Below are 25,818 nucleotides of genomic sequence, written 5' to 3'. Positions count from 1 at the left end.
AGACGATCATCAACTCAGGAAGTTGTGGAGACAGACTCATGAGCGTTGCATCGAAGGACCTGCCGGTTGTCGTCATCGGTGGCGGCCCGGTGGGGTTGGCCGCTGCGGCTCAGCTGGCGGAGCGTGGGCTGGAGTTCGTCGTACTGGAGTCCGGCCCGGGGGTGGCCGCGGCGATCGACGAGTGGCGGCACGTGAAGTTGTTCAGCCCTTGGCGCTACGACATCGACGGCGCCGCGCGCCGCTTGCTCGAACAGACGTCCTGGATCGAGCCGAACCTCGACGACCTGCCGACCGGCGGCGACCTGATCGACTCCTACCTGGCGCCGCTGGCGAAGTCGCCGCAGCTCGCGGACAGGATCCAGTACGGCGCCCAGGTGGTCGCCGTGACCCGGGTCGGCTTCGACCGCGTCCGTACGGCAGGCCGCGAGGACGCGCCCTTCCTGGTCCGACTGGCTGACGGCGAAGAGCTGCTCGCGGCCGCGGTGATCGACGCCGCCGGCACGTGGCGCCGGCCGAACGTGCTCGGTGGCTCGGGAATCCCGGCCCGCGGTGAGACCGAGCTGGCCGACGCTATCGAGACGGCGCTCCCGGACGTCTTCGGGCGCGACCGTGAGCGCTTCGCAGGCCGTCGTACGGCGGTCGTCGGAGCGGGCCACTCGGCCGCCACGACGCTGCTCGAACTCGGCGAGCTGGCCGAGAACGAGCCGGGCACCGAGATCCTGTGGGTGGTTCGGGGACAGGACCAGGCGCGGACCTACGGCGGAGGCGACGCCGACGAACTCCCGGCCCGCGGCGCGCTCGGTGCCCGGCTGAGGAAGCTCGTCCAGTCGGGCCTGGTGGAGCTGGTGAGCAGCTTCCGGATCGAGTCGATCTCCCGTACGGCGGACGGCCGCGCCGAGCTGGCTGCCGGCGAGCGCCGGGTCGTCGTGGACACGATCGTGAACTCCACCGGCTTCCGCCCCGACCACGAGATGGTCGGTGAGCTGCGGCTGGACCTGGACCCGATCCTCGGATCGACGCGAGAGCTGGCGCCGCTGATCGACCCCAACCAGCACTCCTGCGGCACGGTGCCTCCGCACGGTGCGGACCAGCTCCAGCACCCGGAGCCCGGCTATTACGCCGTCGGCGCGAAGTCGTACGGCCGGGCTCCGACGTTCCTGCTGGCGACCGGCTACGAGCAGGCTCGCTCGGTGGTCGCGGCGCTGGCAGGGGACTGGGAGGCAGCGCGCGACGTACGGCTCAACTTGCCCGAGACCGGTGTCTGCTCGTCGAACCTCGCCTACGGCGACTCCGCTGACGAGGCTGGCGGTGGTTGCTGCGGTCCGGCGCCACAGGCGGTCACGATCAGCGCGCCCTCAGGCCGCGGACTCGCCACCGGCATCAGCGGCGGGCTCTTGACGGTCGTCGAGTCCAAGCCCACCACGCAGTCGGGCTGCTGCGGCTGATGTCTGCCGGTCCAGGTCTGGCCGCCACGGGAGCGTCCGAGACCAAGGCCAGACCTGGATCGAGGCGGCTGGTCGGCGCACTGGCCGCGACCCAGACCGTCGGGTACGGCGTTCTCTACTACGCCTTCGGTGTCGTTCTCGGTCCGATGAGCCGCGACCTGGGCATCTCGACCGCGACTGCGGCCGGCGCGCTCACTGTCGCGGTGCTCGTGTCCGGCCTGCTGTCGATTCCGGTCGGGCGGTGGCTGGATGCTCGGGGCGGTCACGCGTTGATGACCGTCGGATCGGTGATCGGTGCTCTCGCGGTCCTGGGGTGGTCGCAGGTCCAGACCGTGGCAGGGCTGTACGCCGTCTTCGTCCTGATCGGCGTCGCTTCGGCGATGGTGCTGTACGAGCCGGCGTTCGCCGTGATCGTCGCCGTGTCCAGCCCCGGACGGCGCGCGAAGGCCCTGCTCGGGGTCACCTTGGTCGCCGGGTTCGCCAGTTCGATCTTCATCCCGCTCACCGGACAGCTGGTGGCGAGGCTGGAGTGGCGCTGCGCCCTTGTTGTGCTGGCTGTTCTCCTCGCAGTCGTCACCGTGCCGCTGCACGGGCTGGCGTTACGCCGGATGCATGCGAGCGTCGAGCCCGTTGCGCTCCACAGCCCTCCGGCACCCGGTCGGGCGCTGCGCGATCCGGCGTTCTGGCTGCTCGCGGCGACCTTCGTGCTGCACGGCGCCGCGCTGGCCGTGATCGCCGTACACCTCGTGCTGTACCTGATCAGCCTCGGCCATCCGGCCGCCTTGGCGGCGACGCTCGCGGGTCTCCTCGGGCTCCTGTCGGTCACTGGCCGGGTGGTGACCACGGTGTCGACGCGATGGTTGCCGATGGCCACGATCGCCGGTGCGATCTTCGTCGTCCAGGGCGCCGCGCTGTCGATGCTCCCGGTGGTCGGACGGCACGTGATGGGAGCCGTCGGCTGCCTCGTCCTGTTCGGCCTCGGCTTCGGAGTCGCCTCGATCGCAACACCGGCGATCCTGCTGGATCGCTACGGCGCGGCCGGGTACGGCACGATCGCGGGCACCCTGGCGGCGCCCGTACTGGTGGCGAGAGCATCGGCGCCGCTCGGCGGAGCCCTGGTCGCAGCCGCGGCCGGCTACCGGCTACTCGTCCTCTTGGTCGCGGGCGCGTGCGTTCTGGCCGGACTGCTGCTTCTGCTGGCGGCCCGGCTGCCTACTGCGCGGCCGGCGGCTCAAGTGCCCTAGCCAGCGCCTTGGGCGGCATCGTCACCTCCCGCCGCGAGGGGAAGTACCGGGCCGACAAGGACGCCGCGGCACTGTCGGATCTGCAGAGTTACCTTCAGAACTGCTGCTGAACTTCGCCACTTCCTGCCGGCCGTACGACGTGCGCCGGGGACCGTCCCGACCTCACTCTCGACGGCCGGCAACCGAAGGCCTTCACCGCCAAGCCGGGACGACCTGTGGCGATCCGGCTCAGCGTGTAGGTGGGGATCGGTCAGCGCTGGGGTGTGAGGTGGATCCGGCGCAGGAGTTGGGCGTTGGCGGCCACGACGATGGTCGAGGCCGACATCAGGACCGCGCCGATCGCGGGGCTGAGCGTGAACCCGGCCCAGGCCAGCGCTCCCGCGGCCAGTGGGATGGCGACGATGTTGTACCCGGCGGCCCAGGCGAGGTTCTGGATCATCTTGCGGTACGACGCCTTGGACAGCCGGATGATGCCGGTGACACCGCGGGGGTCGGAGGAGGCGAGCACGACTCCGGCCGACTCGATGGCGACGTCGGTGCCGGCGCCGATCGCGATGCCGACGTCGGCGCGGGCCAGCGCGGGGGCGTCGTTGACGCCGTCGCCGACCATGGCCACGGTCAGGCCGCGGGCCTGCAGTTCGCTGACGGCCTTGTCCTTGTCGGCCGGTAGGACCTCGGCGAACACCTCGTCGATGCCGTCGCGGAAGCCGAGGTCGGCGGCGACGGCTCGGGCGACGGGTTCGGCGTCGCCGGTGATCATGACGATCTTGGCCACGCCGATCGCACGGAGTTGCTCGACGGCTTCGCGGGCTTCGGGCCGGACCTCGTCCTCGAGGGCGATCGCCGCGGTCGCGACCGCAGCCGATCCGTCGACGCGCAGCAGGTACAGCACCGCGGCGCCTCGTGCGGACCATTCCTCGGCGCGGTCGCGCAGAACGCTCGGGACGGTGGCGTCGAGCTCGCGCAGCAGCGCGGGCCCGCCGACTGCGTAGGTGGAGCCGTCGACCGAGGCCCGGACGCCACGGCCCGTCAGCGACTTGAAATCGCCGGCCTTGCCGCGCCCGTCCCGCTGGTCGGCCGCGGTGACGATGGCCCGGGCCAGTGGGTGCTCGCTGTCGGCTTCGACGGCACCGGCGATGCGCAGGACCTCAGCCTCGTCGATCCCGTCGCCGGCGATGCCGGTGACGATGTGCTCGCCCTTGGTCAGGGTGCCGGTCTTGTCGAACAGTACCGCGTTGACGGTCCGCATCCGTTCCAGTGCCAGGCGGTCCTTCACCAGGATCCCGGCCTTCGCTGCGACCGCTGTGGACAGTGCGATCACCAGCGGGATGGCCAGTCCGAGGGCGTGGGGGCAGGCGATCACCAGGACGGTCACGGTCCTGACGACCGATTCGTCGAGCGTGCCGAAGGCCCACCAGGCCAGGAAGGTGACCAGGGCGGCGGCGGTGGCGATGTAGAACAGCATTGCGGCGAAGCGGTCGGCCAGGACTTGGGCCCGTCCGCTGGACTGCTGCGCTTCGCTCACGAGCCGCTGGATGCCGGCGAGTGCGGTGTCGTCGCCGATGGCGTCGACGCCGACCCGGATCGCTGAATCGGTCGCCACGGTCCCGGCGACGACGCGGTCGCCGGTGGTGCGTGAGACCGGGCGGGATTCGCCGGTGATCATCGACTCGTCCAGCTCGGCGGCGCCGTCGACGATCTCGCCGTCGGCCGGTACCCGCGCACCAGACCTGACCAGTACGACGTCGCCGACGTTCAGCTCGTTGATCGAGACGGTTTCGACGCCGTCGCCGGTGACCCGTTCGGCGTCGTCGGGCAGCAGCGCGGCCAGTGCGGCGAGGGCGCCTTGGGCCTGGCCGATGGCCTTCATCTCTTGCCAGTGGCCCAGCAGCATGATGGTGACCAGCGCCGCGAGCTCCCACCAGAAGTCCAGGTCGAAGACCCCGAGACTGGTGGCCAGGGAGGCGACGTAGGCGACGGTGATCGCCATCGAGATCAGCAGCATCATGCCCGGAGCCCGATCACGCACCTCCCGGATGCCGCCGACCAGGAACGGCCGGCCGCCGTAGAAGAACACGAAGGTGCCGAGCACCGGACCGACCCAGCTCATCGCCGGGAAGTCCAGGGTGTAGCCGAACCAGTCCATCACCATGTGGCTGGTGGCAACGATCGGCAGCGTCAGCAGCAGACTGAGCCAGAACTTGCGGCGGAACATCTCCGGGTCGTGCCCGGCGTGCTTGTCATGCCCGCCGTGGTCTCCGTGACCAGAGTGCTGGTGATCCTGGCCGTGTCGGGTGGCCTTCACCATGATCAGTCCTCTCGGTGTCCGGTAGCGATGGGGTCGCGGCTTCGGAGCCGCTGTCTCCCAACCCAGAACAATATACCCCCTAGGGGTATTTCGGGGAGTCAGAAGATCTTCGGCCGTCGCGTGGTCGGGGGACGGCAGGCACCTGGGTCTGGCGGTGCCTGCCGTCGGGGTTGGCGCTGGGTCAGCTGACCGGGAGACGGCCGAGCAGTCGCTGCATGGTGGCGATCTCGCGGTTCTGGTCGGTCTCGATCTTCTTGGCCAAAGCGACCGCGTCGGCGTTCTTGCCCGTGGTCTGTTCGGTTTTGGCCATGGTGATCGCGCCCTTGTGGTGCTCGATCATCATTTCGGTCCACATCCGGTCGAACATCGCGCCGCGGGTGTCGCCGAGGTCGGACATCTCGTCCTCGGTCATCATGCCGGGCATCTCGGGCATGTTGTGTCCGCCGTGCGACGGCGACGGTACGGGCTTGCCCCAGAGGGTCAGCCAGCCCGTCATGGTCTTGATCTCCCGGTCCTGCGCGGCCGCGATCGCGGTGGCGAGCTTCTTCACCTCCGCCGTGGTGGCGTTGTAGCCGGCCATGCCGGCCATCTGCACGGCCTGCTGGTGGTGCGGGATCATCTCGGTCGCGAACGTGACGTCGGCGTCGTTGAACTCCCCGGCCTGCGCGGCCGTGGTGCTCGAGTTGTTCGCCGGCGGAGTGGCGTGGTTCATGCCGGGCATCGAGCCGCTGTCGGTGTCGTCGCCGCAGGCGGCCAGGGTGAGGCTGCCCAAGGCGATCAGGGTCGTTGAGACGGCGGTCTTCCAGGAGTGGTGTCGCATGGTGTGGAGTCCTTGTCGTTCGAATCCGGGTACTACGGAGCCGCGGAGGTCGGGACCATCTGCGCTCAGCCGTACGGAGGTGTTCCGTCAGCGTCCGGCTGGTCGATCTGCAGCGAGTGACCTACGGGAGTCGGGCAACAGCCTGTTGCCCGGTGTGGCATGCCGTGCCGGGGCGGCGCGCAAGTGAGGGCGGCCGGCGTCCGGTTTTGGACAGAGTTCGGCTCAGGTCCGCAGGATGCAGAGCTTCGACAAGGTGGGCCGGCGCCATGGCGGCGACGGGCCGTCGGCCACCGGAACCGTGGCGGGCGCCAGTACGACGGGATGTGCGGCGGTGAGGCTGCGCCGCGTGAGGGCGACGATGAGTGCGAGCAGGAGCGCGGCCAGCATCGCCAGGCACACATCGCTCATCGAGTGCACGTGCCCGTGGTCATCGGCGAGGGCGGTCAGCTCGGGGAGAGATTCACCGGAGTCGACCATCGGGACCGCCGGGCCGTTCTCGGCGGTGCTCAAGTGAGCCGTCGACGACGTCGCCTGCGTCTGCTGGACGGGTTCGGTTGAGACAGCCATGACCGTCGCGGAGTGACCGTTCGCCGTGGTCGCCGGCATCCGGTGAGTCATCGCCGTTGCGACGTCGTGGTTGCCGGTCAGGCCGTGCATGGTGAAGACACCTGCCAGCAGCACCACGGCGACCAAGGCCCTGACGGACCCTCGTCGTGTGCGGGTGTGCCGGCTGTTCATCGCCCCCAGCCTAGCCGGGTGCTCGTCTCAGGCCCTTTTGGGACGCGTGATTGCCCAGATGGCGTGGACCGACAAGGCCGGGGCTGCGGCCGCGGTCAGCAAGGCGGGCGGGACGTCGGCCCAGAACGAGCCGTCGGATCGGATCAGCGACAGTCCGGCCAGGCCAGTAGCGTTCGGTGTGAGGTCAGGGAGCGAGTGGTGGGCGTGGCTCAGCCGGCACAACACGGTTACATCGACGACGAAGAGGCCTATCTACGGCGCTGGAATCGGTCGCGCTCGGGCTGCTCGACGACCACTTGACGCACTGCGTACTCGATGCCGCGGCTGCCGGAGGCCGACCGCAAGCTCGAGGAAGCCTCCGAGGCGATCGCGCGGCTGGTTCGTTCCTGAGCCCGCTTTCCTTGCCTGCGGCAACAACCGCGCCCTCGCCCGGCTCGACTCCGGTCGGGCGGGCAGAGATCACCGGGGATGCCGGGCGGTGTGCCGGGTAGCTCAGCGGCGCTGAGCTGTCTGGTTGGCGGCGCGGTTCCAGGCCGCGCTGCGCAGCAGGCGCAGGCCGTTGAGGCCGACGATGACGGTGGAGCCTTCGTGGCCGGCGACGCCGAGCGGCAGAGGCAGGTGGCCGACAAGGTCCCAGATCACCAGGACGGTGATGAAGGTGGCTGCGATGATCAAATTCGCGGTCACGACACGGCGGGCCCGCCGGGAGAGTGCGATCACGGCCGGGATGGTGGTGAGGTCGTCGCGGACAACGACCGCGTCGGCAGTCTGCAGAGTCAGGTCGGATCCGGCGCGGCCCATGGCGATACCGGCCTGCGCGGCGGCCAGCGCGGGCGCGTCGTTGATGCCGTCACCGACAACCGTGACGCGTTCCCCGGCGGCTTGGAGGTCACGGACCGCGGCGACCTTGCCGTCGGGTAGCAGCTCGGCATGGATGTCGGTGATGCCGACTGCCGAGGCAACCTCGCCGGCAGTCGCGGCGTTGTCTCCGGTGAGCAGGACCGGCGGCTTCCCGGTGAGCTGGGTCAGTTGCTTGACCGCGGCTGCCGCCTCGGCGCGGAGCTGGTCGACGATCCCGAGAACGGCGACCGGATCACCGTCAACCAGCACGACGACCGCTGTCGCCCCTGTCTCCTGCAACTCGGCGATCGCCGAACGGGCTGCCTGATCGCGGTTGGCGGATCCGATCAGGAACGCTGCCGGGGCGCCGATCTGCACCTGGCGGCCATCGACCGTGGCGGTCACCCCGAGGCCTGCAGTCGCAGTGAACGCCTGCACAGGTAACAGAGCGAGGCCGGCCGTGCGGGCGGCCGACACGACCGCTGCGGCGAGTGGGTGCTCGCTGGGGTGCTCGGCCGAAGCGGCGATCACGAGAACTTCGTCGCGGGTGAACGGCGCGTCCTCGAGGACCTTGATCGCGGCGAGGTGAGGCGTTCCGCGCGTCAGGGTGCCGGTCTTGTCGATCGCGACCTGCGTGGTCGCGCCGAGTTGTTCCATCACCACCGCGGACTTCACCAGTACGCCGTGGCGGCCGGCGTTGGCGATCGCCGCCAGCAGCGGTGGCATGGTCGCGAGCACGACCGCGCAGGGTGAGGCGACGATCATGAACGTCATCGCCCGCAGCAGTGTCGGTGTGACCGGTTGCCCGAACAGCAGCGGGATCACGAACAGCGCGACGGTTGCGGCGACCATGCCGATCGAGTACCGCTGTTCGATCTTCTCGATGAACAGCTGCGTCTTGGCTTTGGTCCGGGCGGCTTCCTCGACCAGGCCGGCGATCCTGGCGACCACCGATTCGGCGGCCGGGCGATCGACCCGGATCCTCAGCGCGCCGGTGCCGTTGAGGGTGCCGGCGAACACTTCGTCGCCGATGGTCTTGTCGACCGGTAGTGGTTCGCCGGTGATGGTGGCCTGGTCGACCTCACTGCCGCCGTCGAGGACGGTCCCGTCGGCGCCGATCCGCTCGCCCGGCCGCACGAAGATGACGTCGCCGACGGCCAGGTCGGCGACCCGGACCAGCTCCTCCAGTTCTTCGGCCACATTGGCAGTTGCGACCCGGGTGGCGGTCTCGGGTGCGAGATCGAGCAGTCCGCGCACCGAGTCCTCGGTGCGTTTGGTCGCGACCGCCTCCAACGCGCCGGAGGTGGCGAAGATGACGATCAGCAGACCGCCGTCCAGGACCTGCCCGATCGAGGCGGCGCCGATCGCGGCCGCGACCATCAGCAGGTCGACGTCCAGCCGCTTGTTCCGCAGTTCCTGGAGCCCGGCCCAGCCCGGTTCCCACCCGCCCGCGACGTAGCAGGCCAAGAACAGCGACCAGTAGCCCCACACCGGTCCACCCGCAAGGTCGACCACCAGCCCGGCCAGGAAAAGGACCGTTGCCGCGGTCGCCCACCGCACCTCGGGCAGCGTCCACGCGCTACGCCACCAGCCGCTGGCTGCCGGCCCAAGTGGTTTCGATGTCTGCTCGCGGACTGCGGCGGCTTCGGTGTCTGTCGTCGGCATCTGCCCATGCTATCTGCGCATCCATGCATATACGCAAGTAGACGGATGAGTTGTAGTGTGGGCGGATGCACTCGTCGATCGAGCACTTCGAGATGCCGAACGAGGAGCAGGTCCACCTGGCCGCGGAGTCGTTCCGGCTGATGGCCGACCCGACCCGGATCAAGGTCCTGTGGGCGCTGCTCCAAGGTGAGTCGTCGGTTGCCTGCCTGGCTGAGCTTGCCGGCGCGGCCCCCGCGGCGGTGAGTCAGCACCTGGCCAAACTCCGCCTGGCCGGCCTGGTGAAGGGCCGCCGGGAGGGCACCTTCGTGTACTACTCGGCCGCCGACGACCATGTGAAGGGTTTGCTGGACCAGGCGCTGTTCCACGCCGACCACCTCGACCGTGACCTGCCCGGAGCGGGCAGCCGTACGGCGACGCATCCGGGCTGACAAACTCACGGAGATGGGCCGAAGGTTGCCTGGAGCGCCGCTGAGATCGTTGCCATGCCGGAGCAGGTGCCGGTGGCCACGCGGTCTGGTCGGCGGGCCGGCTCCGGCGGAAGGCGCCTTCTGGAAGGATCAGCGATCCAGTTGGAGTCGGAGCCAACTGAGCATGGTGAGCGCGGTGCCTGCCACTACGACGGGGGCGATGGGAACGAGTTGGGCCGTGGATACCTCGGTGCCGGCGCTGATCGCCCACAGCGCTGGTACGGCGATCGCCGCCGTGAGTACCGACAAGGCGAGTTGACGGCCGAGAGCCGGTACGGCGTCGCCCGGGATGTTGCCCAGGCCGACGGCCAGATCGAGCACCGCCAGTCCGGCGAGAAGCGCGACGCTCGCGATCACGCTCCAGGCGAGGTGGACGGTGAGTTTCGCTGCGGCGACGGTTCGGCCGGGGACCGGCAGGGCGAAAAGGCCGCTGATGGTGCCGTCGGTGAACTCGCGACCGAACAGCCAGCCGAGCAGGACGCCGTGGGCGAGCAAGCCGGCCGCGCCGGTGACCGGGCACACCGAAGCGGTGCTCGCGACCGCGGTGAGCCGCCGCCGGTGGATCTCGGCCTGGATCGGTTTCACGGCCCTCGCTTCGATCGTCCTGTTGTGTGAGAAGGCCAGCTCCTGCGCCTGGCTCGGCAGTGGGGCGCGCAGGAACGACTCGATCCTGCGCTGCGGGCCGGGTGTCAGAACTTCGGCAACGTCCGCGAAGTGCTCGGCTGCTTGGTCGCGCCAGTCCGCCGGCGGTTCGTCGTCGATGCTGACCAGGCCGTCCCATCGATCGGTGCCCGACGTCTGCGGCACGGTGAGAAACCTCCCGAGCTCCGAGCCGACGGAAGCGGCGTACGGCGCCCGGTCGACGATCGGCAACTGGATGTGAACGTCGATCCGCGTTGAGTCTATTCGGTGCTCACGCCGTTGAAGCGTAGCGGGCAATAAGTAGACAGGCAACCTACACGTAGGGCGTTGAAGGTGAACCGGTTCCCTTCGGGGTCGCGCAGTTCGACCCATCCGAATCCGTCACGGTTGGATCACCTTCGGTGGGGAACCGGTAAGACAGCAGCAAACGACGTGCGCGTGCGGACTCTGCTGCAGATCATGGGCGTTGAGCAGCCAGGGTTCATGATCCGCGCACCGGGCAGATCCCAGGGACCGTGCCCGGTGCGCGCTGCATCCTTGGCGGGCTATTTCTTCCTCGGCTCCACCAGGCACGCCAGGTCGCGCGCCGGAAGCTTGCCTTCGACAAGGAATGCGTCGACCGCGGTCTTCGCGCACGTGCTGGGGGTGAAGGGGTAGACACCGTGGCCGCCCGCGTCGACCGTGATCATCCTGGCCCGGTGGCCGAGGGCTTGCCGGGTTTTCCGCGCGCCGGTCAGGGGCGTTCCGGGGTCGCGCTCGTTCTGGACCACGAGGACGTTCGAGGGGCCGTGGCTGGTGATCTTCACCGGCGGCTCGGGGTGCTGGTTCGGCCAGAAGGCGCACGGGCCGATGTTGGCGGAGGCTCCGCCGAGCATCGGGTACCTGATCCGGTCGACCAGGGCGTCGCGCTGGTACGCGCTGACCGACGTCGGCCAGCGGCTGTCGCCGCAGATCACGTGCAGGCGGCCGGACATGGCGTTGTCGCCGTAGGTCTGCGGCGGCGCGACCGGGTTGCCGGCGTCGATGTCCTGCCAGAGCTTGGCCAGTTGCGGCATGCTCGCATCGGCGTACAGCGCCTCGAACCCGGCGACCCTGAACGCGGTCTCGTCCATGTTCGCTGCGGGCTGTCTGAGGATCCTCCACCAGGGCGCACGGTGCGCCGGCACGATGCGAGGAATCTAGCCGCGCCGCGGGGGTGCCCGCGTCACCGTTCGTCGTCGGTCGGCCGTCGATCGGATGAACGGCCGCGCGCCGGGTGCCCTGGGATTCGATGTGCATCTCACCTTCCTGTGGGTGCGCCGCCGGCTGCCTCCTGGTTCAGTGTTCGCTGTGGTCGAGGGCGGCGATCTCGCGGACGGCCTCGGCGACGGCGCGGAAGTCCTTGCGCAGGATCGCGCCGTGGTTGCTCGGGACCTTCGCACTGATGCGGATGTTCGGGTTCCGTTCGGCCACCGCGGGCAGGCTGGTGCGGATCTGTTCGTGGCCACCCTGGCTGCCGAACGATTCCCCCGAAGCAACCACGTACCGGGCCGGGACGGTGATGCGGTCGAGGACGGGGCCCAGCTCGCGCACGCGGGCGAGCTTGCCGAGTTCGATGTTGCTGTTCGCCATTTCTTCGGCGTTCATCCGTGGGGTCAACCCGGTCGGGCGCAGGAGCGGCATGAACAGATTCATCCGCCGGAACGACTTGCGGATTCCCGCTTCCGTGTCGTCGGTCAGCCAGTCGTACGGCTGGGCGCCGTCGACCATGATCGCGCCTACGGCGCGTTCCGGATTGCGGCTGGCCCAGTGGGCCGCGACGAAGGCGCCGTACGACCAGCCCACCACTATTGCCCTGTCCACGCCCCGGGCCGCGAGCACGGCATCGACGTCCCGGACGGCGGCCTCGAAGGAATAGTCTGCCGACCGTCGCGACTTCCGGCCGCGGGCGCGTTCGTCGTAGGTGATGTGCCGCCAGGTTGTGCCGAGGTCGGCGGTGACGTGGCGCCAATATCCCTGCGTCGCGAATTGACCGTTGAGGTAGACCACCGCGACGCCGGAACCACCGGTGTCGGTGACGGCCAGAGCCGTGTCTTCGACCGGCACCATGCCGGTCCACCGCGAACCGTTCGAGGAATTGCTGTTGTCCGTCATCTTCAACCGCGCTTCCGGCTGATCGACTCCTGGTAGAGCTGTGCGTACGTCGGTGAGTCCTCCAGCAGGCCGTCGCAGAACGCGGCGACATCGCTGCCGACGAGCTCGATGACGCCCTTGCCGGCCGCGACGCCCTCCTCGAGGAAGTCGACGATTCCGGACAGCAGGTTCCCGTCGGTCAGGTCGACCGGGCCGACCTTGAAGAAGTACTTCTGCATCTCCCGGTAGACGATCTGGTAGTCCGGCGGCAGCGCCTTGATCCGCGCGACGTGCGCCCGCCACTGCTTCTTGCCTTCGATGATGTCCTGGATGCCCATCTCAGCCTCCTACCTTGGCCAGTCTTCTGGCGACGTTCTTGTTCAACTGGTCCCGCCACCGGTCGCGGTAGCTCCGGGCCCCCTCGCCGCCGGCCAGGGCGGCGCTGAAGGCCTCGATGTCGTCACCCACGACCTGGTAGATGCTCTGTCCGTCCGCCGCGGACTGTTCGAGCAGGCCCAGCGCGCCGTCGAGGATCGGCATCAGGTTCCGGCCGGTGAAACCGGCGTACGGCCAGAGGTGCTCCTTGATCTCGTCCCACGCGGCCCGGTAGCCGTTCGGCAGCACCACGGCCCTGGCCTCGAAGGCCTTGTACTCCTTGGTCATGTCGCTGCCGGTGATGGTCTCCCAGAAGTTCATCTCCCGCGCTCCTCGAACTCGTCGTCAGTACTCGGTGGCGCCGAGTACCGCTACACGGTATCACTGAGTAGTGAGCAGAGCCAGCTACTCAGGAGTTGTGCACGCGAGGTGGGTGACCAGACTCACCTGCTGGGGCGTTGAGTGTGCCCCGAGGGCCGAGTGTTGGCTGGAGGCTCAGTGATGACCGCCCGAGCAGCTCGCCACCTTGGAGGCACCTATGAAGAGATCCCGTGCGACCGGACTGGTCGCCACGGCGCTGGTTCTCGCGCTGACCGGCGCTGTCGCCGGCAGCGCCGTCGCGGCCGAGCCGGACAGTGTGGTCGCCACCGCGACCGTTCCGGTGACGCATGAGCAGAACGAGCGGGTCCCCGAGGGGGCCTCGTGGACACAGCACTATTTCCCGTCGTCCGACGGTTCCGACGTCGAGCTGCATGCCGACGTGTTGCTGCCGAAGGGACTGGCCAAGGGCGCCAAGGTCCCGGTGATCCTGTCGGCCGGAGCGTACTTCGGGCACTCGGGGCAGACCGCGCCGGAGGGCTGGAAGCAGACCGGTCCGTCGAACCGCTTCCAGGACTTCATCGAAGGCACCGACCTGTTCAAGAAGGGCTACGCGTTCGTCATGGTGGACACCCGAGGCTTCGGTGGGTCCACCGGCTGCCTCGACGGCGCCGGCCCGGGGGAGCAGGCCGACGTGAAGGCCGCCATCGATTGGGCCGCGCGTCAGCCGTGGTCGACCGGTTCCGTCGGCATGTACGGCAAGTCGTACGACGCCATCACCGGCCTGATCGGCAACAACCTGGACCAGGACGCGCTCAAGGCCGTGGTCGCCCAGGAGCCGATCTGGGACCTGTACCGCAACATCCGCTCGAACGGAGTGCCCCGGACAACGGCCGTCACCGTGCCCGGCGCGTACAACACCATCGCGTCCCTGCCGCAGTTGCCGGACGACGACGCGCGCTACCAGGCCAACGCCAAGTACGAGGAGAAGCATCCCGACTGCCTGGTGGCGAACCTGTTCGACTACCAGATTGCCGATCCGGAGTCGAAGTACTGGCGTGACCGCGACTACGCCAGGCAGGCCAAGGGATCCGACACCCCGTTGTTCGTCACGCAGGGCTTCCTGGAGTGGAACACCGAACCCGAGGCGATGCAGGAGTACCTGGCCAACCACAAGGGTCCCCAGCGGGCCTGGCTCGGTCAGTGGGACCACAAGCGCGGCAACGACGTCACCGCCGACGGACGGCTGGAGATGGGCCGGAAGGGCTGGTTCCAGGAGACGATGTCCTTCTACGACCAGTACCTCAAGGGCATCAAGCCGACGGTCGACTACCCGAAGATCGCCATCCAGGACAGCACCGGTACCTGGCGCGCTCAGAACGACTGGCCTGTGGTCGAGCGATCGGCCGCGATCAAGCTGCGCGGGGGTTCGTACGTCGACCACGGTGGCGAGGGCAAGCACGCCAAGACTCCCGGCATCTTCAACTGGTCGCAGCCGCTGAAGCAGAAGACCCGCGTCACCGCGACCCCGCGGATCTCACTGAATGCCAAGGGCAACGGCAACCTGATGATCAAGCTGTACGACGTCGCGCCCGACGGCAAGGCCGTGATGTTCGACGAGCAGGTGTCGCTGGTGAAGCCGGGCCGGGTGGCTTTCGACCTGAAGTCGACCGACTGGACCCTGGCGGCCGGGCACCGGATCGCGGTCGAGCTCGGCACGATCCCGCCGCGTAGTGGTGACTGGATCGACACGCCCAGCCAGGAGACGATCAGGATCAAGGACGTCCGGCTCGACCTGGACCTCGACGACCCGGCCGACGATGTTGCCACCGAGGGCGCGCGGGCGCCGTACCTGGACACCTACCTCAGCGGATACACGAGCAAGCTGCCGATCGGCCGTCCGACCTTCACGGTGCCGCCGGTACGGCGCTGATCTCACCTGCCTGGCCAGGTCGACACCGAGCGAGGAGGGAAGAGCCGATGGGCTGGAGCACGAAGCAACTCGCCGAACTGGCCGGCACCACCCTGAAGACCGTGCGGCACTACCACAAGGTCGGTCTCCTGGAAGAACCCGAGCGCAGTACCAACGGCTACAAGCAGTACGGCGTCGCCCACCTGGTCCGGCTGTTGCGGATCCGGCGGCTGACCGATCTGGGGATGTCGTTGCCGCAGATCGCAGCGATGGGCGACGCCGACGAACACCCGGAGGAGGCACTGCGGCTGCTGGACGCCGAGCTGGCAGCCGCGGTGGAACGGATCCAGCGGGTCCGGGCCGAGCTGGCGCTGATCCTGCGCCAGAGCCTGCCGACGGATCTGCCGGCGGCGCTGGCGCCGGGCATCGGCGAGTTCTCCGAGGCTGACCGGGCGATGATGGTCGTGTACAGCCGCGTCCTCGCCCCGAGTGGAATCGAGGCGTGGCGGCGGATGCTCGTCGAGTACCAGCACACCCAGCCGGGCCGCGACTTCGACAACCTTCCGGCGGACGCGGACGAGGAAACCCGCCGTGACATCGCCGAGCGGATGCTCCCGCACGTGGTCGACCTGCTCGAGACCTACCCGGACGTGGTCGCGGCCCAGTTCGAGGCGCCCGGTGGGATCCAGCAGGTCGCCCGCGCGGTCGGCGTGGCGATCCGGGAACTCTTCAACCCCGCTCAGCTGGACGTCATGCGGCGGATCAACCGCCTGCTCCCGCAGGAGCACCGCGAGCGATGACAGGCACAGTGTCGATGCCGAACTGCACCTTGTTCAGTTGGGGTGGGGGGAAGTTGCCGGGACCGCCGCCGATGGTGAGGATTTTCCCGCCGCGCCCCAGCTGAACCTGGCGGCTGTAGCCTCGGGGGACCAGCGAGGTCATCGTGGTCCAGGAACCGTTGCCTCCGGCCCTGTTCAGGAACAGCTCCTCGTTCTCGCCGGCGCTGACCACGATCGTTCCTCGCTTTCCGCCGACCGGTGACCAGGCCACTGTCGGGCTGCCGATCGGGACCAGTCCGCCGGCCGTCCGGAGCAGTTGGGGCGCTACCGAGGAGAAGCGCTCCGGGTCCGCGGCGATCTTGTAGGCGACACCGAAACTCACCTCGCTGTTGTTGCCGTCCTCCCAGGTCAGGATCCAGCGGCCGTCGCCGAGCTGGGCGACAGCCGGCATGCCGGGGCGCCGGTCGTAGACGGGGTCAGCCTGGTCGTTGACGACCGGACCCCAGTGGACGAGGTCGGTGCTGGTCTGGTGCACCAGCTTTTGTCCGTGCCCTGGATCGCGCTGGTCGCTGTAGTAGCAGATCAGCCGGCGACGGTGCAGGAGGAGGAACGGCTCCCACACCGGCGTCTCGCCGTTGTTCGGAATGGGTGGTCCTCCACGGGCGACAGTGCCTCGATGGTGCCAGGAGCGGCCACCGTCGAGGCTGGCGAGAACGTCGATCCGCGTCGACGAGTAGTCGTCGGGGATGGTGTTGCCGGCGGCAAGCAATGCTCCGCGAGGAAGTCCCGCGAAGGGCTCGGGCAAGGTGTACAACGCGGGTTGCCACCGTGGCTTCACGCCGCTGCGGGAGTCCTCGACCTTCCCGATCTGGCCCCACCTCCGTCCTCCGTCGGTACTGCGGAAGACTAGGAACGCGTAGTCCACGGGGTCGAAGAGGTTCTCGCACGTCGAGACCAGTGTGCTCGGCCGACGTGCGGAGCCCGGAACCTGCGTCAACCGGGCGTACTTGACGCCCCAGCCCTCGGTACCGGCAGGCGGTGCGTACACGGTGACCGGTCCGAACGGCCGAGGGCGCGAGCCGGCCGTCGGCTCGCTCGCGCCGTAAGACCTCGTGGCACCGGCCGTGGAGCAAGCGACAACAGTTGCGGCGGCCCCCGCGATCAGGGCCCGGCGGGACGGTTCGCGATCAGCGGAATGAGAGTTCGGCATCACGACCTCCTAACGGGTGGTGACGACAACGGGAGTGTTGGCCGGGACGTCGACGGTGATCCGTCCGGCCTTGACGGTGACCGGGTGGGTGACGTGCTCGGTGGCGGTGATCAGCTTGGCGCGGAGCTTCGCCGGGTCGGCGCCGTGCGGGAGCGGGTAGGACAGAGTCTTGGCGGTGTCGGAGTAGAAGGCGATGCGCCGGTCGTCCATCGGCACGGTCACGCTGTTGCCGTTCATGATCTCGACGCCGCGGTAGACGACGCGCTGCGTGGCCGACGCATCGTCGACGAAGACCGAGGTCCCACCACCGAAGCCGATGGTCGCGGTCTGCCCGTCGCGCTGGAACGTCTGTACGTCGAGGTCGTGCAGCTTCATCCAGGGCAGGTACTGCAGGTAGTACAGCCCGGTGATCTTGGCGTCCGGAGTCGCCTTGTCCAGCCAGGTGTGGGTCCGGTTGTTGTTGAACAGGGTCGATCGCAGGTCGGGCGATCCACCGCTGTTGATGCCGTAGATCGTGGAGTCGCGCAGAACCAGCGACATCAGCGGGATCGGCGTACCGCCGAAGCCGTTCCAGCCGCCGCCGGTCGGTCCGTCCATGGTGAATCCGAGCCGCCCGATGAACGGGGAGCGCAGCAACTCCGAGCCGACGCTGATCCCCAGGCGGGCGTACTGGTCGATGAGCTCGAACTTGCCGTCCTCGAGATTCTTCACCGCACTCGCCGGATGGGCGGGGTCGAAGTCGTTGCGGATCGACCACCAGGACATCCCGTCGATCAGGACGCCGTCCCGCAGGCCGTAGTACTTCTTGGTGAAGGGAGCACGATCACGGCCCGGTCCGGCCATGTACTTCGCGAAACCGGTGATGTACGACAGGTCGACGCCGTTCCAGGCGTTGTGCCGCTCGAGCTCGCCCTCGCGGGTCACGGTGATGTACTTCGGGTCGAAAACCCCTGCTGTGTAGGCGTTGTCGTACTGGTCGTCCCAGTTGTCGTCCAGCGTGACGTTGGTGTTGTACTTCGTGCGCGCGTTCGTTTGCAGCCGGTCGAACCCCGCCTTGCCGCCGAGCTCCGGGTTGACGGTCCCGACCGCCGGGTACGACGTGTCGTGGCCGCCTTCGGGCCAGCCCGCCATGAACACGACCTGCGGCCGGCCGTCGATCAGGCTCGAGACGCGTTTCACCAGGTCCTCGGCCTGCGGGAAGGTGTGCTCCGGCGCGGTGCGGTCGGTCGGTCCCACCTGGCCCTGCAGCGCGTACATGAACTTGTCGTCGTAGTACTTGGTCGGGTTCTTCGGGATCCGGGCCTTGACCACCTTCGCCGCGTCCAGCCAGTCGACCGTGCCGCTGCGGTCGGTGTCGCCGACGAAGTCGAGCCTGACCACCTGGTTCTGCTCGACGGGCAGGCTCGGAGTGGTCGCTCCACCAGGAATCCGGTGCAGGGTGACCGCGCCGACGGTCGCCTTCTTCGCGGCGCCGGCGCCGTACACGGTGAGGGCGGTGTTGTTCAGGTAGCCCGGGACCTCCATCGCCACGGACACGCCCGCCTTGCCCAGCAGCGTGAGCGGGAGAATGCTGAAGTTGGGGAACTGACCTCGGACGCCGTACGGCAGGCTCGACTCCTTGGCCGTCGCGAGGGGAGCGAGGAGCCCTCCGTCGTTTCCGTGAGCGATCCAGGCATCCTTCTCCGACTGGGCGACCGTGACCAGGCTCGGCGTGTGCACCTCGATCAACTCCCAGCCCTTCCGCCCGGTCACCTCCTCCAGCGTCACCTGCAGCGCCGAGCCCTTGACCGCGTAGACGAGTGCGAACGACGCGACGGTGGATCCGTCGACGTCGAGCCGGTACGCGACGGACGCCCGCGGGCCGCGGACATCGATCCGCCGTACGACGGCAGCGGCGCGCGCTTCGGCGCCGGTGCTCTTGTTGCCGACGACAGCGCCGACGTTGTTCGCGAAGCCCGGCTCCCGGCTGTAGCTGATCTGTGCGGCGTCGTTGTTGACCGTCGTCACGGCTGTCCCGGAGTGGACCTTGAAGGCGTCGACGATCGCGTACTCACCGCTGCGCTTCACGCCCTTGATGGTGTGCTCGCCCGCGGGGAGGCCGGTGATGCTGTAGACCGAGGCCTGCCAGATACGGGTCGGGTGGTAGGCGTCGACGGTCTCCCGGAACACGCCGTCGACGAAGATGTCGAGCTTGCCCTTGTCGCTGTTGCGGTCCGTCACGTACTCGACGCCGGTCCCGGTGAAGGTGAACTCGAACGACGCGCCGTCGGTCCGGGAGACGTGGATGTCCTTGCCGTACTCGTCGCCGCCGGTTCGCCCGCCGGCGTACTCCCACTGCGCCCGGCGCAGCTCTTCGCGCTCGGCGCCGAGGACTTCGCGCCCCGGAAGCCGGTACTTCGCGGGCAGTCCGGTCTGCGGATCGAAGGCGACGGACAGCTGGGGCGTCGTCAGCAAAGTGGTCTCCGGTGTGGCACGGGCGGCGGGAGGCGTCAGGGCGGCGGCGATCACCAGTCCGGCGATCGCGGCACCGCAGGCCAGTACGCCGCGGGGTCTTCTGAACATCGACGGTCTCCTTGAGGTCGCCAAATACATTGGATGACTGTCGCCTTGATGTCCGGGCGATGTCCAGAGCGGAGCCTGGCCCGATCCGGACACTTGCTGGACCTCGCCGAAGACATCTGATCTATTGGCTATACACCGATGTAGAAAGAGGGGCTCGTATGGCGACGCTGTGGATCGAAAGGCCGCGCTGCGAGGGACTGGTGAACCCTCTGGGGACCGGCTCTCGTGATCCGCTCCTCAGTTGGGTCGTCCGCTCGTCCGGGACGGGGGAGCGACAGGCCTCCCGCGAGGTCGAGGTCGCCCGTGATGCAGACTTCACCGACCTCCTCTGGGCCTCCGGCCCGCAGCCAGGTCAGGAACCGAACCTCCGGTACGGCGGCGCGCCGCTGCCGAGCCGGACCCGGGCGTGGTGGCGGGTCCGGGTGCAGGGCGCCGCCGGTGAGACGTCGCTGTGGTCGGAGCCCGCCACCTTCGAGACGGGGCTGCTCGATCCGGGGGAGTGGTCGGCGTCCTGGATCACTCATCCGGACTGGGCCGGCGACACCGATGCCGACGCGCTGCCCCTGCTCGCCGGTGAGTTCCGGTCCGGCGGCCCGGTCGCCGCCGCCCGCCTCTACGTCGCGGGCCTGGGGATCTGCGTGCCCAGTCTCAACGGCGCCAAGGTCACCGCGGCAGTCCTCGAACCGCCGTACAGCGACTTCGCGCGGACGATCGACTACTCCACCTACGACGTGACGGCGCTGCTGCAGGACGGACCGAACGTGCTCGGCCTGAGACTGGGCACCGGCATCGCTCACGTCACTGCGCCGCCCGACCGCTACACCAAGTTCGCGGCCACCATCGCGCGCCCGCGCGCCCTGGCCCAGCTGGAAATCCTCGGCGAGGACGGGTCGATCCAACGGTTCGTCTCCGACGGGACGTGGCGAACAGCGCTGGGTCCGACCCGGCGCTCCCACTGGTACGGCGGTGAGGACTACGACGCCCGCCTGGTCGTCGCGGACTGGGACCGGCCGCGTGGGAACCGCTCGGACTGGGCGGCCGCGGCCGTTGTGCCGTGGGAGGTCGAGCTCGCGGCCCGGGCCGCCCCGCCGATCCAGGTCGTCGAGACGATCACGCCGGTGGCGATGACCAACCCTGCGCCGGGCATCTGTGTGGTCGACCTCGGCGTGAACATCGCCGGCTGGCCGCTGCTCGACCTGACCGCGGACGCCGGTCACGAGATCAGGATCGTGCCTGGTGAGGTCCTGGACGGCGACGGCCGGGTCGCGCAGCAGGAGATCGGCACGCCGGTCGAGAGCGTCTACACCACGACAGCCGGGCAGCAGAGCTGGCACCCGGAGTTCATGTACCACGGCTTCCGTTTCCTGGAGTTGCACGGGCTCCCCGCGGGCAGTGGTCCGGAGGTCTGTTCGGGGCTGGTCCTGCGGGCCGGCAACGAGAGCACGGGCCGCTTCTCCTGCTCGAACGAGGTACTCGACGCGACGCACCGGATCATCGACCGCGCCGTTCAGGGCAACATGTTCAGCGTCCTGACCGACTGCCCGCACCGGGAGAAGCTCGGCTGGCTGGAGGAGACGCACCTGCTGTTCGGCGTCGTGAGCAACGGGTACGACGTCCAGGCGTACTACCGCGACCTGGTCCGCCGGATGGCCGAGGCCCAGCTGGACAGCGGGATGGTGCCGGACATCTCACCGGAGTTCGTCGTCTTCGACGGCGGATTCCGTGACGACCCGAACTGGGGCGGCGCGATCGTGCTCGCGCCGTGGCAGTTGTACCGGACGTACGGCGACGTCGCGACGCTGCGCACCTACTACCCTGCGATGCAGCGCTATCTCGCCTACCTGCAGGGCAAAGCCGACGGCGATCTGCTCGATCACGGACTCGGCGACTGGTACTCGCTGGAAGAGAAGCCCCCGCGGGCGGCCGTGGCGACCTGGGGATACGGGCAGGTCGCGGCCGCGATGGCCGGGATTGCCGACGTGCTCGGCGAGTCCGGCGACGCCGACGACCACCGCAAGTTGCTGCTCCGGATCCGGGCCGCGTTCCACGAGCGGTTCTTCGACGGTGCCGACGGCTACGGTCGGGGCCAGGCGATCAACGCCTTGGCCCTTGATCTGGACGCGGTCCCGGACGAGCTGCGGACGGCAGTCACCGCACGGCTGGCGGAGACCATCAGCGCGGCCGGCGACCACCTGATGGTGGGGGAGGTCAGCCTTCCCGCAGTACTGCGGGCTCTGTCGTCGGGGGGCCACGACGAACTGATCTACCGCGTCGCGGCGCGAACGGACTGGCCGAGCTACGGCTACCAGTTCGTGCACGGAGCGACCGCGCTGACCGAGGCCTGGGACGGGCCGACGACGGGGGCCTCGCAGAACCACTTCATGCTCGGCGCCATCGACGACTGGTTCGTCCGACGGCTGGCCGGAATCGACCAGGCAGCGGATTCCGTCGGCTACCGGCACGCGGTGATCAGACCGGCGGTCGTCGGCGATCTCACCGAGGCATCGGCGTCGATCGGTACGCCGTACGGACCGCTCGCGAGTGCTTGGACTCGCGACGACTCGAGCCTGCGGCTCGAGGTCGACGTGCCGGTCGGATCGACAGCGCTGGTCCAGGTGCCGCTGCCCGACCCGAGCTGGTCGGTGGAGGCGGCACCGGAATCGACCGTCACCAAGGACGGCTTCCACCAGATCGGGTCGGGGCACTGGTCGTTCCGTGCCGCACCCTCGAGGAGTGCGCGATGACCGACGTTTCCCGGCGTACGGCGTTGAGCCGGCGCCGCTTCCTGACCTCCACCGCGACGGCGGTCGTGACGGGCGCCCTGGTGAGCGCCTGCGACGGCGGCTCGACGAAGGCCGTTGTGCCCAAGGGAGTCGAGGGCGTGCCGAAGGCGACGCCGGACGCGCTGGTGCCCGGGGTCCAGTACAAGACCGGGTACGTCGGTCCTCGGGCCAGGGTCAAGAAGCCGTTCGGCGACCCCGGTACGACGTTCCGGATCGTCGTACCGCAGGACACCCAGACGACGGGCGACTGGAACAAGAACAGTTTCAGCCAGTGGCTCGAGGCCAGGACCGGGGTGAAGGTCCGGTACGACACCGTGGTGGTCGCCGACGGTGACATGACCAAGGTCAACGCGATGATCGCCGCCGGCGACCTGCCCGACGCCTTCCTGGGCATCCCCTTCACGCCCGACCAGATCTCGCTGTACGGCGGTCAGGGCATCTTCGTTGCCCAGGACGACTACATCGACACCTACGCGGTCGAGATCAAGGAGGCGATCGCCAAGTTCCCCGAGCTGCGCCGGCTCGGCCTGGCCAGCGACGGCAAGACCTACGCGTTCCCGAGGATGAGCGACTGTTACCACTGCCGGATCGGCGCCGGCCGGACCTACGTCAGCCAGTCGCTGGTGAAGGCCGTGGGAGCCGAACTTCCGCGGACCACCGACGAGTTCCGGGCGCTGCTGAAGGCCTTCAAGGACCAGGACGCGAACGGGCACGGGAACGTGGTGCCGCTGCTGGCCGGGGTGGACTCACCCCTCGACGTCTACTTCATGAACTCCTTCCTCTACAACCCGGGCGAGCCGTGGTTGCGGCTCGACCAGGGCAAGGTCGACTTCGTCGCCGGCAAGGACGAGTGGCGCGAAGGGTTGCGCTTCCTGCGCTCGCTGTTCGACGACGGAACGCTGACGTCCGAGGTCTTCAGCATGACGAACGAGACGCGGCTCCGGCTGGGCAACAACCCCGGGTACCAGCGCGTCGGCGTCGCTCGGGCGTTCCACTGGGGCGTGTTCCTCGACATCGCGCAGGAGCGGTGGAGGGACTACGTCGCGCTGCCGCCGCTGAAGGGCCCGAACGGGGTCGGCTACGCCGCCTGGGACTACTACCAGTTCTACCAACCGGGCCTGATCATCACCGACCAGTGCGCCGACCCGGGCGCGCTGGTGCGGTGGGCCGACCACCAAGTCGAGCTGGAGACGTGGATGAACGGATACGCCGGTCCGCGCGGGAAGACCTGGGACTTCGCGAAGCCCGGGGCGAAAGGGCTCCTCGGGCAGCAGGCCACGTACAAGATCACCAAGGCGCCGCCCCCGGTGGGCCTGGCCTGGGGAACGTCGTGGGGCGCGCCCAACATGAAGTACGCGACCGACGACTGGCGGATGGCCGAGGAGTCCAATCCCGCCACGACGAACTACGAGGCCGCGCTCTACCAGGTGACCAAACAGGCCTACGAACCCAGCCGGCAGCCGATGGACCAGCAACTCCCGCCGCTGGTCTTCGCCGAGAGCGACGCGGCGACGAACGCCAACACCAAGACGACCATCGTCCAGCACGTCAAGAGCGCGCTGGCCGACTTCACCGTCGGCAAGCTGGACGTCGACGACGACCGGACCTGGGACAAGTACGTCGAAGCGCTGGACAAGATGGGGCTGCCGGGATACCTGGAGTCCCACCAGCGGGCCTACGACAAGTACCGGACCAATGGCTGACGGCGTGGCGGTGGCCCGTCGCCCGCGACGGATGAAGCAGCCCGCGGGCGACCGGAGCGTGCTGACGGTCAACTACCTGGTCCTGGCGTTCTTCGGGATCGCGGTGCTGTACCCGCTGATCTACGTCGTCTCGGCGTCGTTCTCCAGCGCCGAGGCGATCACCTCCGGTGCGGTCAAGTTGTTCCCGGTCGATGCCAACGTCGATGCCTACCGCACCTTGTGGCAGTCCCCGGCCGTGGTCCAGGGCTTCCTGAACTCGCTGCTCTACTCGGTGTCCGGCGCTGTCCTCGGCACCGCTCTGACCGTGCTGGCCGGCTATCCGCTGTCCAGGCCGGATCTCCAAGGACGCCGGACGCTGACGGTCTTCCTGCTGGTCCCGGCGGTGTTCTCGGCCGGCATCATCCCGACGTACGTCGTCGTCCAGCAACTGGGGATGCTGAACACCCGGTGGGCGATCATCCTGCCCGGCGCCATGAGCGTGTTCAACGTGATCATCACCCGGACCTTCTACCAGCTGAACATTCCGCACGAGCTGCTCGAAGCGTCCCGGGTCGACGGCGCCAACGACTTCGCGTTCTTCCTGCGGGTCGCGCTGCCGCTGTCGAAACCGATCATCGCGGTCAACCTGCTCTTCTACGGGATCGCCCAGTGGAACGGGTGGTTCTCGGCGCTGATCTACCTCACCGACCAGCACCTGTTCCCGCTCCAGCTCGTACTGCGCGACATCTTGATCCAGAACACCGTGGAACCCAGTCAGCTGGGCAGTCAGACCGCCGCCCAACTCGTGGAACGCCAGGAACTGTTCAACAAGCTCAAGTACGCACTGATCGTCGTGGGCATGCTGCCCCCACTGCTCGTCTACCCGTTCGTCCAGAAGTACTTCGTCAAGGGCGCGCTGATCGGATCGCTCAAATGACTGCTACCGCCGCACCGACCTCAACGACTTCCGTGACCTCCACGACGGCGCGGAAGCACTCCTTCCTCCGGCGAGTGCTCGGCTGCTGGCAGCTCTACGTCATGCTGCTGCCACCGGTCGTCTACGTCATCGTCTTCCTCTACTGGCCGCTCTACGGTCTGCAGATCGCCTTCAAGAACTTCTCCGTGGCCAAGGGCATCGGGGGCTCGCCCTGGGTGGGCTGGAAGTACTTCGAGACGTTCGTGAACTCGTACCAGTTCTGGCCGCTGATCAAGAACACCCTGATCCTCAACGTCTACGAGCTGCTGGCCCTGTTCCCGCTGCCGATCGTGCTGGCGCTCGCGCTGAACACGGTGCGGTCCAAGCTGTACAGCCGTGGCATCCAGCTGATCACGTACGCGCCGCACTTCATCTCGACGGTGATCGTGGTCGGCATCATGGTGATGATGCTCGATCCGAGCGTGGGTGTGGTCAACCAGTTGCTGGTCTTCCTCGGTGGCAGCCCGGTCGACTTCCTCGGCAACTCCGACTACTTCCGGCACGTCTACGTCTGGTCCGGTGCCTGGCAGACCCTCGGCTACTCGGCGATCATCTACCTGGCGGCGCTCGCCGGTATCGACCCGCAGCTGCACGAGGCGGCCAAGGTCGACGGCGCGAGCATCCTGCGCCGGGTGTGGCACATCGACCTGCCCGGAGTCCTTCCGGTGACGATCACCCTGCTGATCCTGAACCTGGGATCGATCCTGAGCAGCGGGTTCGAGAAGGTCCTGCTGCTGCAGAACAACCTCAACCTGGGCGTTTCCCAGGTGATCGACACCTACGTCTACCAGGTCGGACTGCAGTCCTCGATCCCGCAGTTCTCGTACGCCGCGGCGGTCGGCCTGTTCAAGTCGGTCATCGCCTTGATCCTCGTCCTGCTCGCCAACTGGCTGGCCCGGCGCGTCGCCAAGCAGAGCCTGTTCTGATGTCCGTCCGCCCG

The 25,818-nt window shown here is 68.5% G+C and carries 20 protein-coding genes; 9 read left to right on the top strand and 11 right to left on the bottom strand.

What is annotated here, in order from left to right; all coding sequences use genetic code 11:
- The first annotated feature begins 38 nt into the window (after positions 1-38).
- Together HDA39_RS12620 and HDA39_RS12615 are read left to right on the top strand one after the other, a co-directional pair.
- Positions 39-1,445, top strand: a complete 1,407-nt coding sequence (locus HDA39_RS12620) for an FAD-dependent oxidoreductase (protein ID WP_184795410.1) — start codon at positions 39-41, stop codon at positions 1,443-1,445.
- Complete coding sequence (locus HDA39_RS12615; RefSeq protein ID WP_184795409.1) at positions 1,445-2,689, top strand: MFS transporter; 1,245 nt, start codon at positions 1,445-1,447, stop codon at positions 2,687-2,689. The genes HDA39_RS12620 and HDA39_RS12615 overlap by 1 nt, the downstream gene beginning before the upstream one ends.
- Before the next feature lie 250 nt (positions 2,690-2,939).
- Here HDA39_RS12615 and HDA39_RS12610 read toward each other — a convergent pair whose 3' ends face one another.
- From HDA39_RS12610 to HDA39_RS12595, 4 genes are all read right to left on the bottom strand, one after another.
- On the bottom strand, positions 2,940-4,997 hold the full coding sequence (locus HDA39_RS12610) for a heavy metal translocating P-type ATPase (RefSeq protein WP_184795408.1): 2,058 nt from the start codon (positions 4,995-4,997) through the stop codon (positions 2,940-2,942).
- Between the two features lie 181 nt (positions 4,998-5,178).
- Entirely contained in the window at positions 5,179-5,817 is a 639-nt protein-coding gene (locus HDA39_RS12605) for a DUF305 domain-containing protein (protein ID WP_184795407.1), read from the bottom strand.
- A 222-nt stretch (positions 5,818-6,039) separates the two neighbouring features.
- Positions 6,040-6,555 carry a hypothetical protein gene (locus HDA39_RS12600; RefSeq protein ID WP_184795406.1) on the bottom strand — a complete coding sequence of 172 codons (516 nt, stop codon included), beginning with the start codon at positions 6,553-6,555 and terminating at the stop codon, positions 6,040-6,042.
- 492 nt (positions 6,556-7,047) lie between these two features.
- On the bottom strand, positions 7,048-9,060 hold the full coding sequence (locus HDA39_RS12595) for a heavy metal translocating P-type ATPase (RefSeq protein WP_184795405.1): 2,013 nt from the start codon (positions 9,058-9,060) through the stop codon (positions 7,048-7,050).
- A 65-nt stretch (positions 9,061-9,125) separates the two neighbouring features.
- On the opposite strand from HDA39_RS12595, the gene HDA39_RS12590 reads away from it, so the two are divergent.
- A complete protein-coding gene (locus HDA39_RS12590; protein ID WP_184795404.1) occupies positions 9,126-9,488 on the top strand; it encodes an ArsR/SmtB family transcription factor in 363 nt (120 codons plus the stop codon).
- Positions 9,489-9,617: 129 nt separating this feature from the next.
- On the opposite strand, the gene HDA39_RS12585 is transcribed toward HDA39_RS12590, so the two are convergent.
- The 5 genes from HDA39_RS12585 to HDA39_RS12565 all read right to left on the bottom strand — a co-directional run bounded on the left by HDA39_RS12585 (position 9,618) and on the right by HDA39_RS12565 (position 12,977).
- The gene (locus HDA39_RS12585; protein WP_238356038.1) at positions 9,618-10,400 is read right to left on the bottom strand and encodes an ABC transporter permease; all 783 of its coding nucleotides are present in this window, start codon (positions 10,398-10,400) and stop codon (positions 9,618-9,620) included.
- Positions 10,401-10,714: 314 nt separating this feature from the next.
- Positions 10,715-11,281, bottom strand: coding sequence for an alpha/beta hydrolase (locus tag HDA39_RS12580; protein WP_184795402.1), 567 nt, complete (start codon positions 11,279-11,281; stop codon positions 10,715-10,717).
- Positions 11,282-11,486: 205 nt separating this feature from the next.
- Positions 11,487-12,302 carry an alpha/beta fold hydrolase gene (locus HDA39_RS12575; RefSeq protein WP_184795401.1) on the bottom strand — a complete coding sequence of 272 codons (816 nt, stop codon included), beginning with the start codon at positions 12,300-12,302 and terminating at the stop codon, positions 11,487-11,489.
- 2 nt (positions 12,303-12,304) lie between these two features.
- Positions 12,305-12,619: a DUF1048 domain-containing protein gene (locus HDA39_RS12570; protein ID WP_184795400.1), complete on the bottom strand. Its 315-nt coding sequence runs from the start codon at positions 12,617-12,619 to the stop codon at positions 12,305-12,307.
- A gap of 1 nt (position 12,620) precedes the next feature.
- Positions 12,621-12,977, bottom strand: coding sequence for a DUF1048 domain-containing protein (locus HDA39_RS12565; protein ID WP_184795399.1), 357 nt, complete (start codon positions 12,975-12,977; stop codon positions 12,621-12,623).
- Between the two features lie 217 nt (positions 12,978-13,194).
- Here HDA39_RS12565 and HDA39_RS12560 point away from each other — a divergent pair, with 217 nt between their 5' ends.
- Entirely contained in the window at positions 13,195-14,907 is a 1,713-nt protein-coding gene (locus tag HDA39_RS12560; protein ID WP_184795398.1) for a CocE/NonD family hydrolase, read from the top strand.
- Positions 14,908-14,954: 47 nt separating this feature from the next.
- A complete protein-coding gene (locus HDA39_RS12555) occupies positions 14,955-15,686 on the top strand; it encodes a MerR family transcriptional regulator (protein WP_184795397.1) in 732 nt (243 codons plus the stop codon).
- On the opposite strand, the gene HDA39_RS12550 is transcribed toward HDA39_RS12555, so the two are convergent.
- The gene (locus HDA39_RS12550) at positions 15,649-16,875 is read right to left on the bottom strand and encodes a glycoside hydrolase family protein (RefSeq protein ID WP_184795396.1); all 1,227 of its coding nucleotides are present in this window, start codon (positions 16,873-16,875) and stop codon (positions 15,649-15,651) included. The genes HDA39_RS12555 and HDA39_RS12550 overlap by 38 nt on opposite strands.
- A 9-nt stretch (positions 16,876-16,884) precedes the next feature.
- Positions 16,885-19,437, bottom strand: a complete 2,553-nt coding sequence (locus HDA39_RS12545) for an endo-alpha-N-acetylgalactosaminidase family protein (protein ID WP_184795395.1) — start codon at positions 19,435-19,437, stop codon at positions 16,885-16,887.
- Positions 19,438-19,496: 59 nt separating this feature from the next.
- On the opposite strand from HDA39_RS12545, the gene HDA39_RS12540 reads away from it, so the two are divergent.
- The 4 genes from HDA39_RS12540 to HDA39_RS12525 are packed head-to-tail and all read left to right on the top strand — an operon-like array spanning position 19,497 to position 25,804.
- A complete protein-coding gene (locus HDA39_RS12540; RefSeq protein ID WP_475583241.1) occupies positions 19,497-22,181 on the top strand; it encodes a family 78 glycoside hydrolase catalytic domain in 2,685 nt (894 codons plus the stop codon).
- Positions 22,178-23,923 carry a type 2 periplasmic-binding domain-containing protein gene (locus tag HDA39_RS12535; protein ID WP_184795393.1) on the top strand — a complete coding sequence of 582 codons (1,746 nt, stop codon included), beginning with the start codon at positions 22,178-22,180 and terminating at the stop codon, positions 23,921-23,923. Before HDA39_RS12540 ends, HDA39_RS12535 begins: the two co-directional genes overlap by 4 nt.
- A complete protein-coding gene (locus HDA39_RS12530; RefSeq protein ID WP_238356037.1) occupies positions 23,916-24,839 on the top strand; it encodes a carbohydrate ABC transporter permease in 924 nt (307 codons plus the stop codon). Before HDA39_RS12535 ends, HDA39_RS12530 begins: the two co-directional genes overlap by 8 nt.
- A 32-nt stretch (positions 24,840-24,871) precedes the next feature.
- A complete protein-coding gene (locus tag HDA39_RS12525) occupies positions 24,872-25,804 on the top strand; it encodes an ABC transporter permease (RefSeq protein WP_337925722.1) in 933 nt (310 codons plus the stop codon).
- Positions 25,805-25,818: the final 14 nt, after the last annotated feature.

Source organism: Kribbella italica, from assembly GCF_014205135.1.
GTDB classification, from domain to species: domain Bacteria; phylum Actinomycetota; class Actinomycetes; order Propionibacteriales; family Kribbellaceae; genus Kribbella; species Kribbella italica.
Note: the sequence above shows the minus strand (reverse complement) of the source record. Positions and strands in the feature narration are given on the sequence as shown.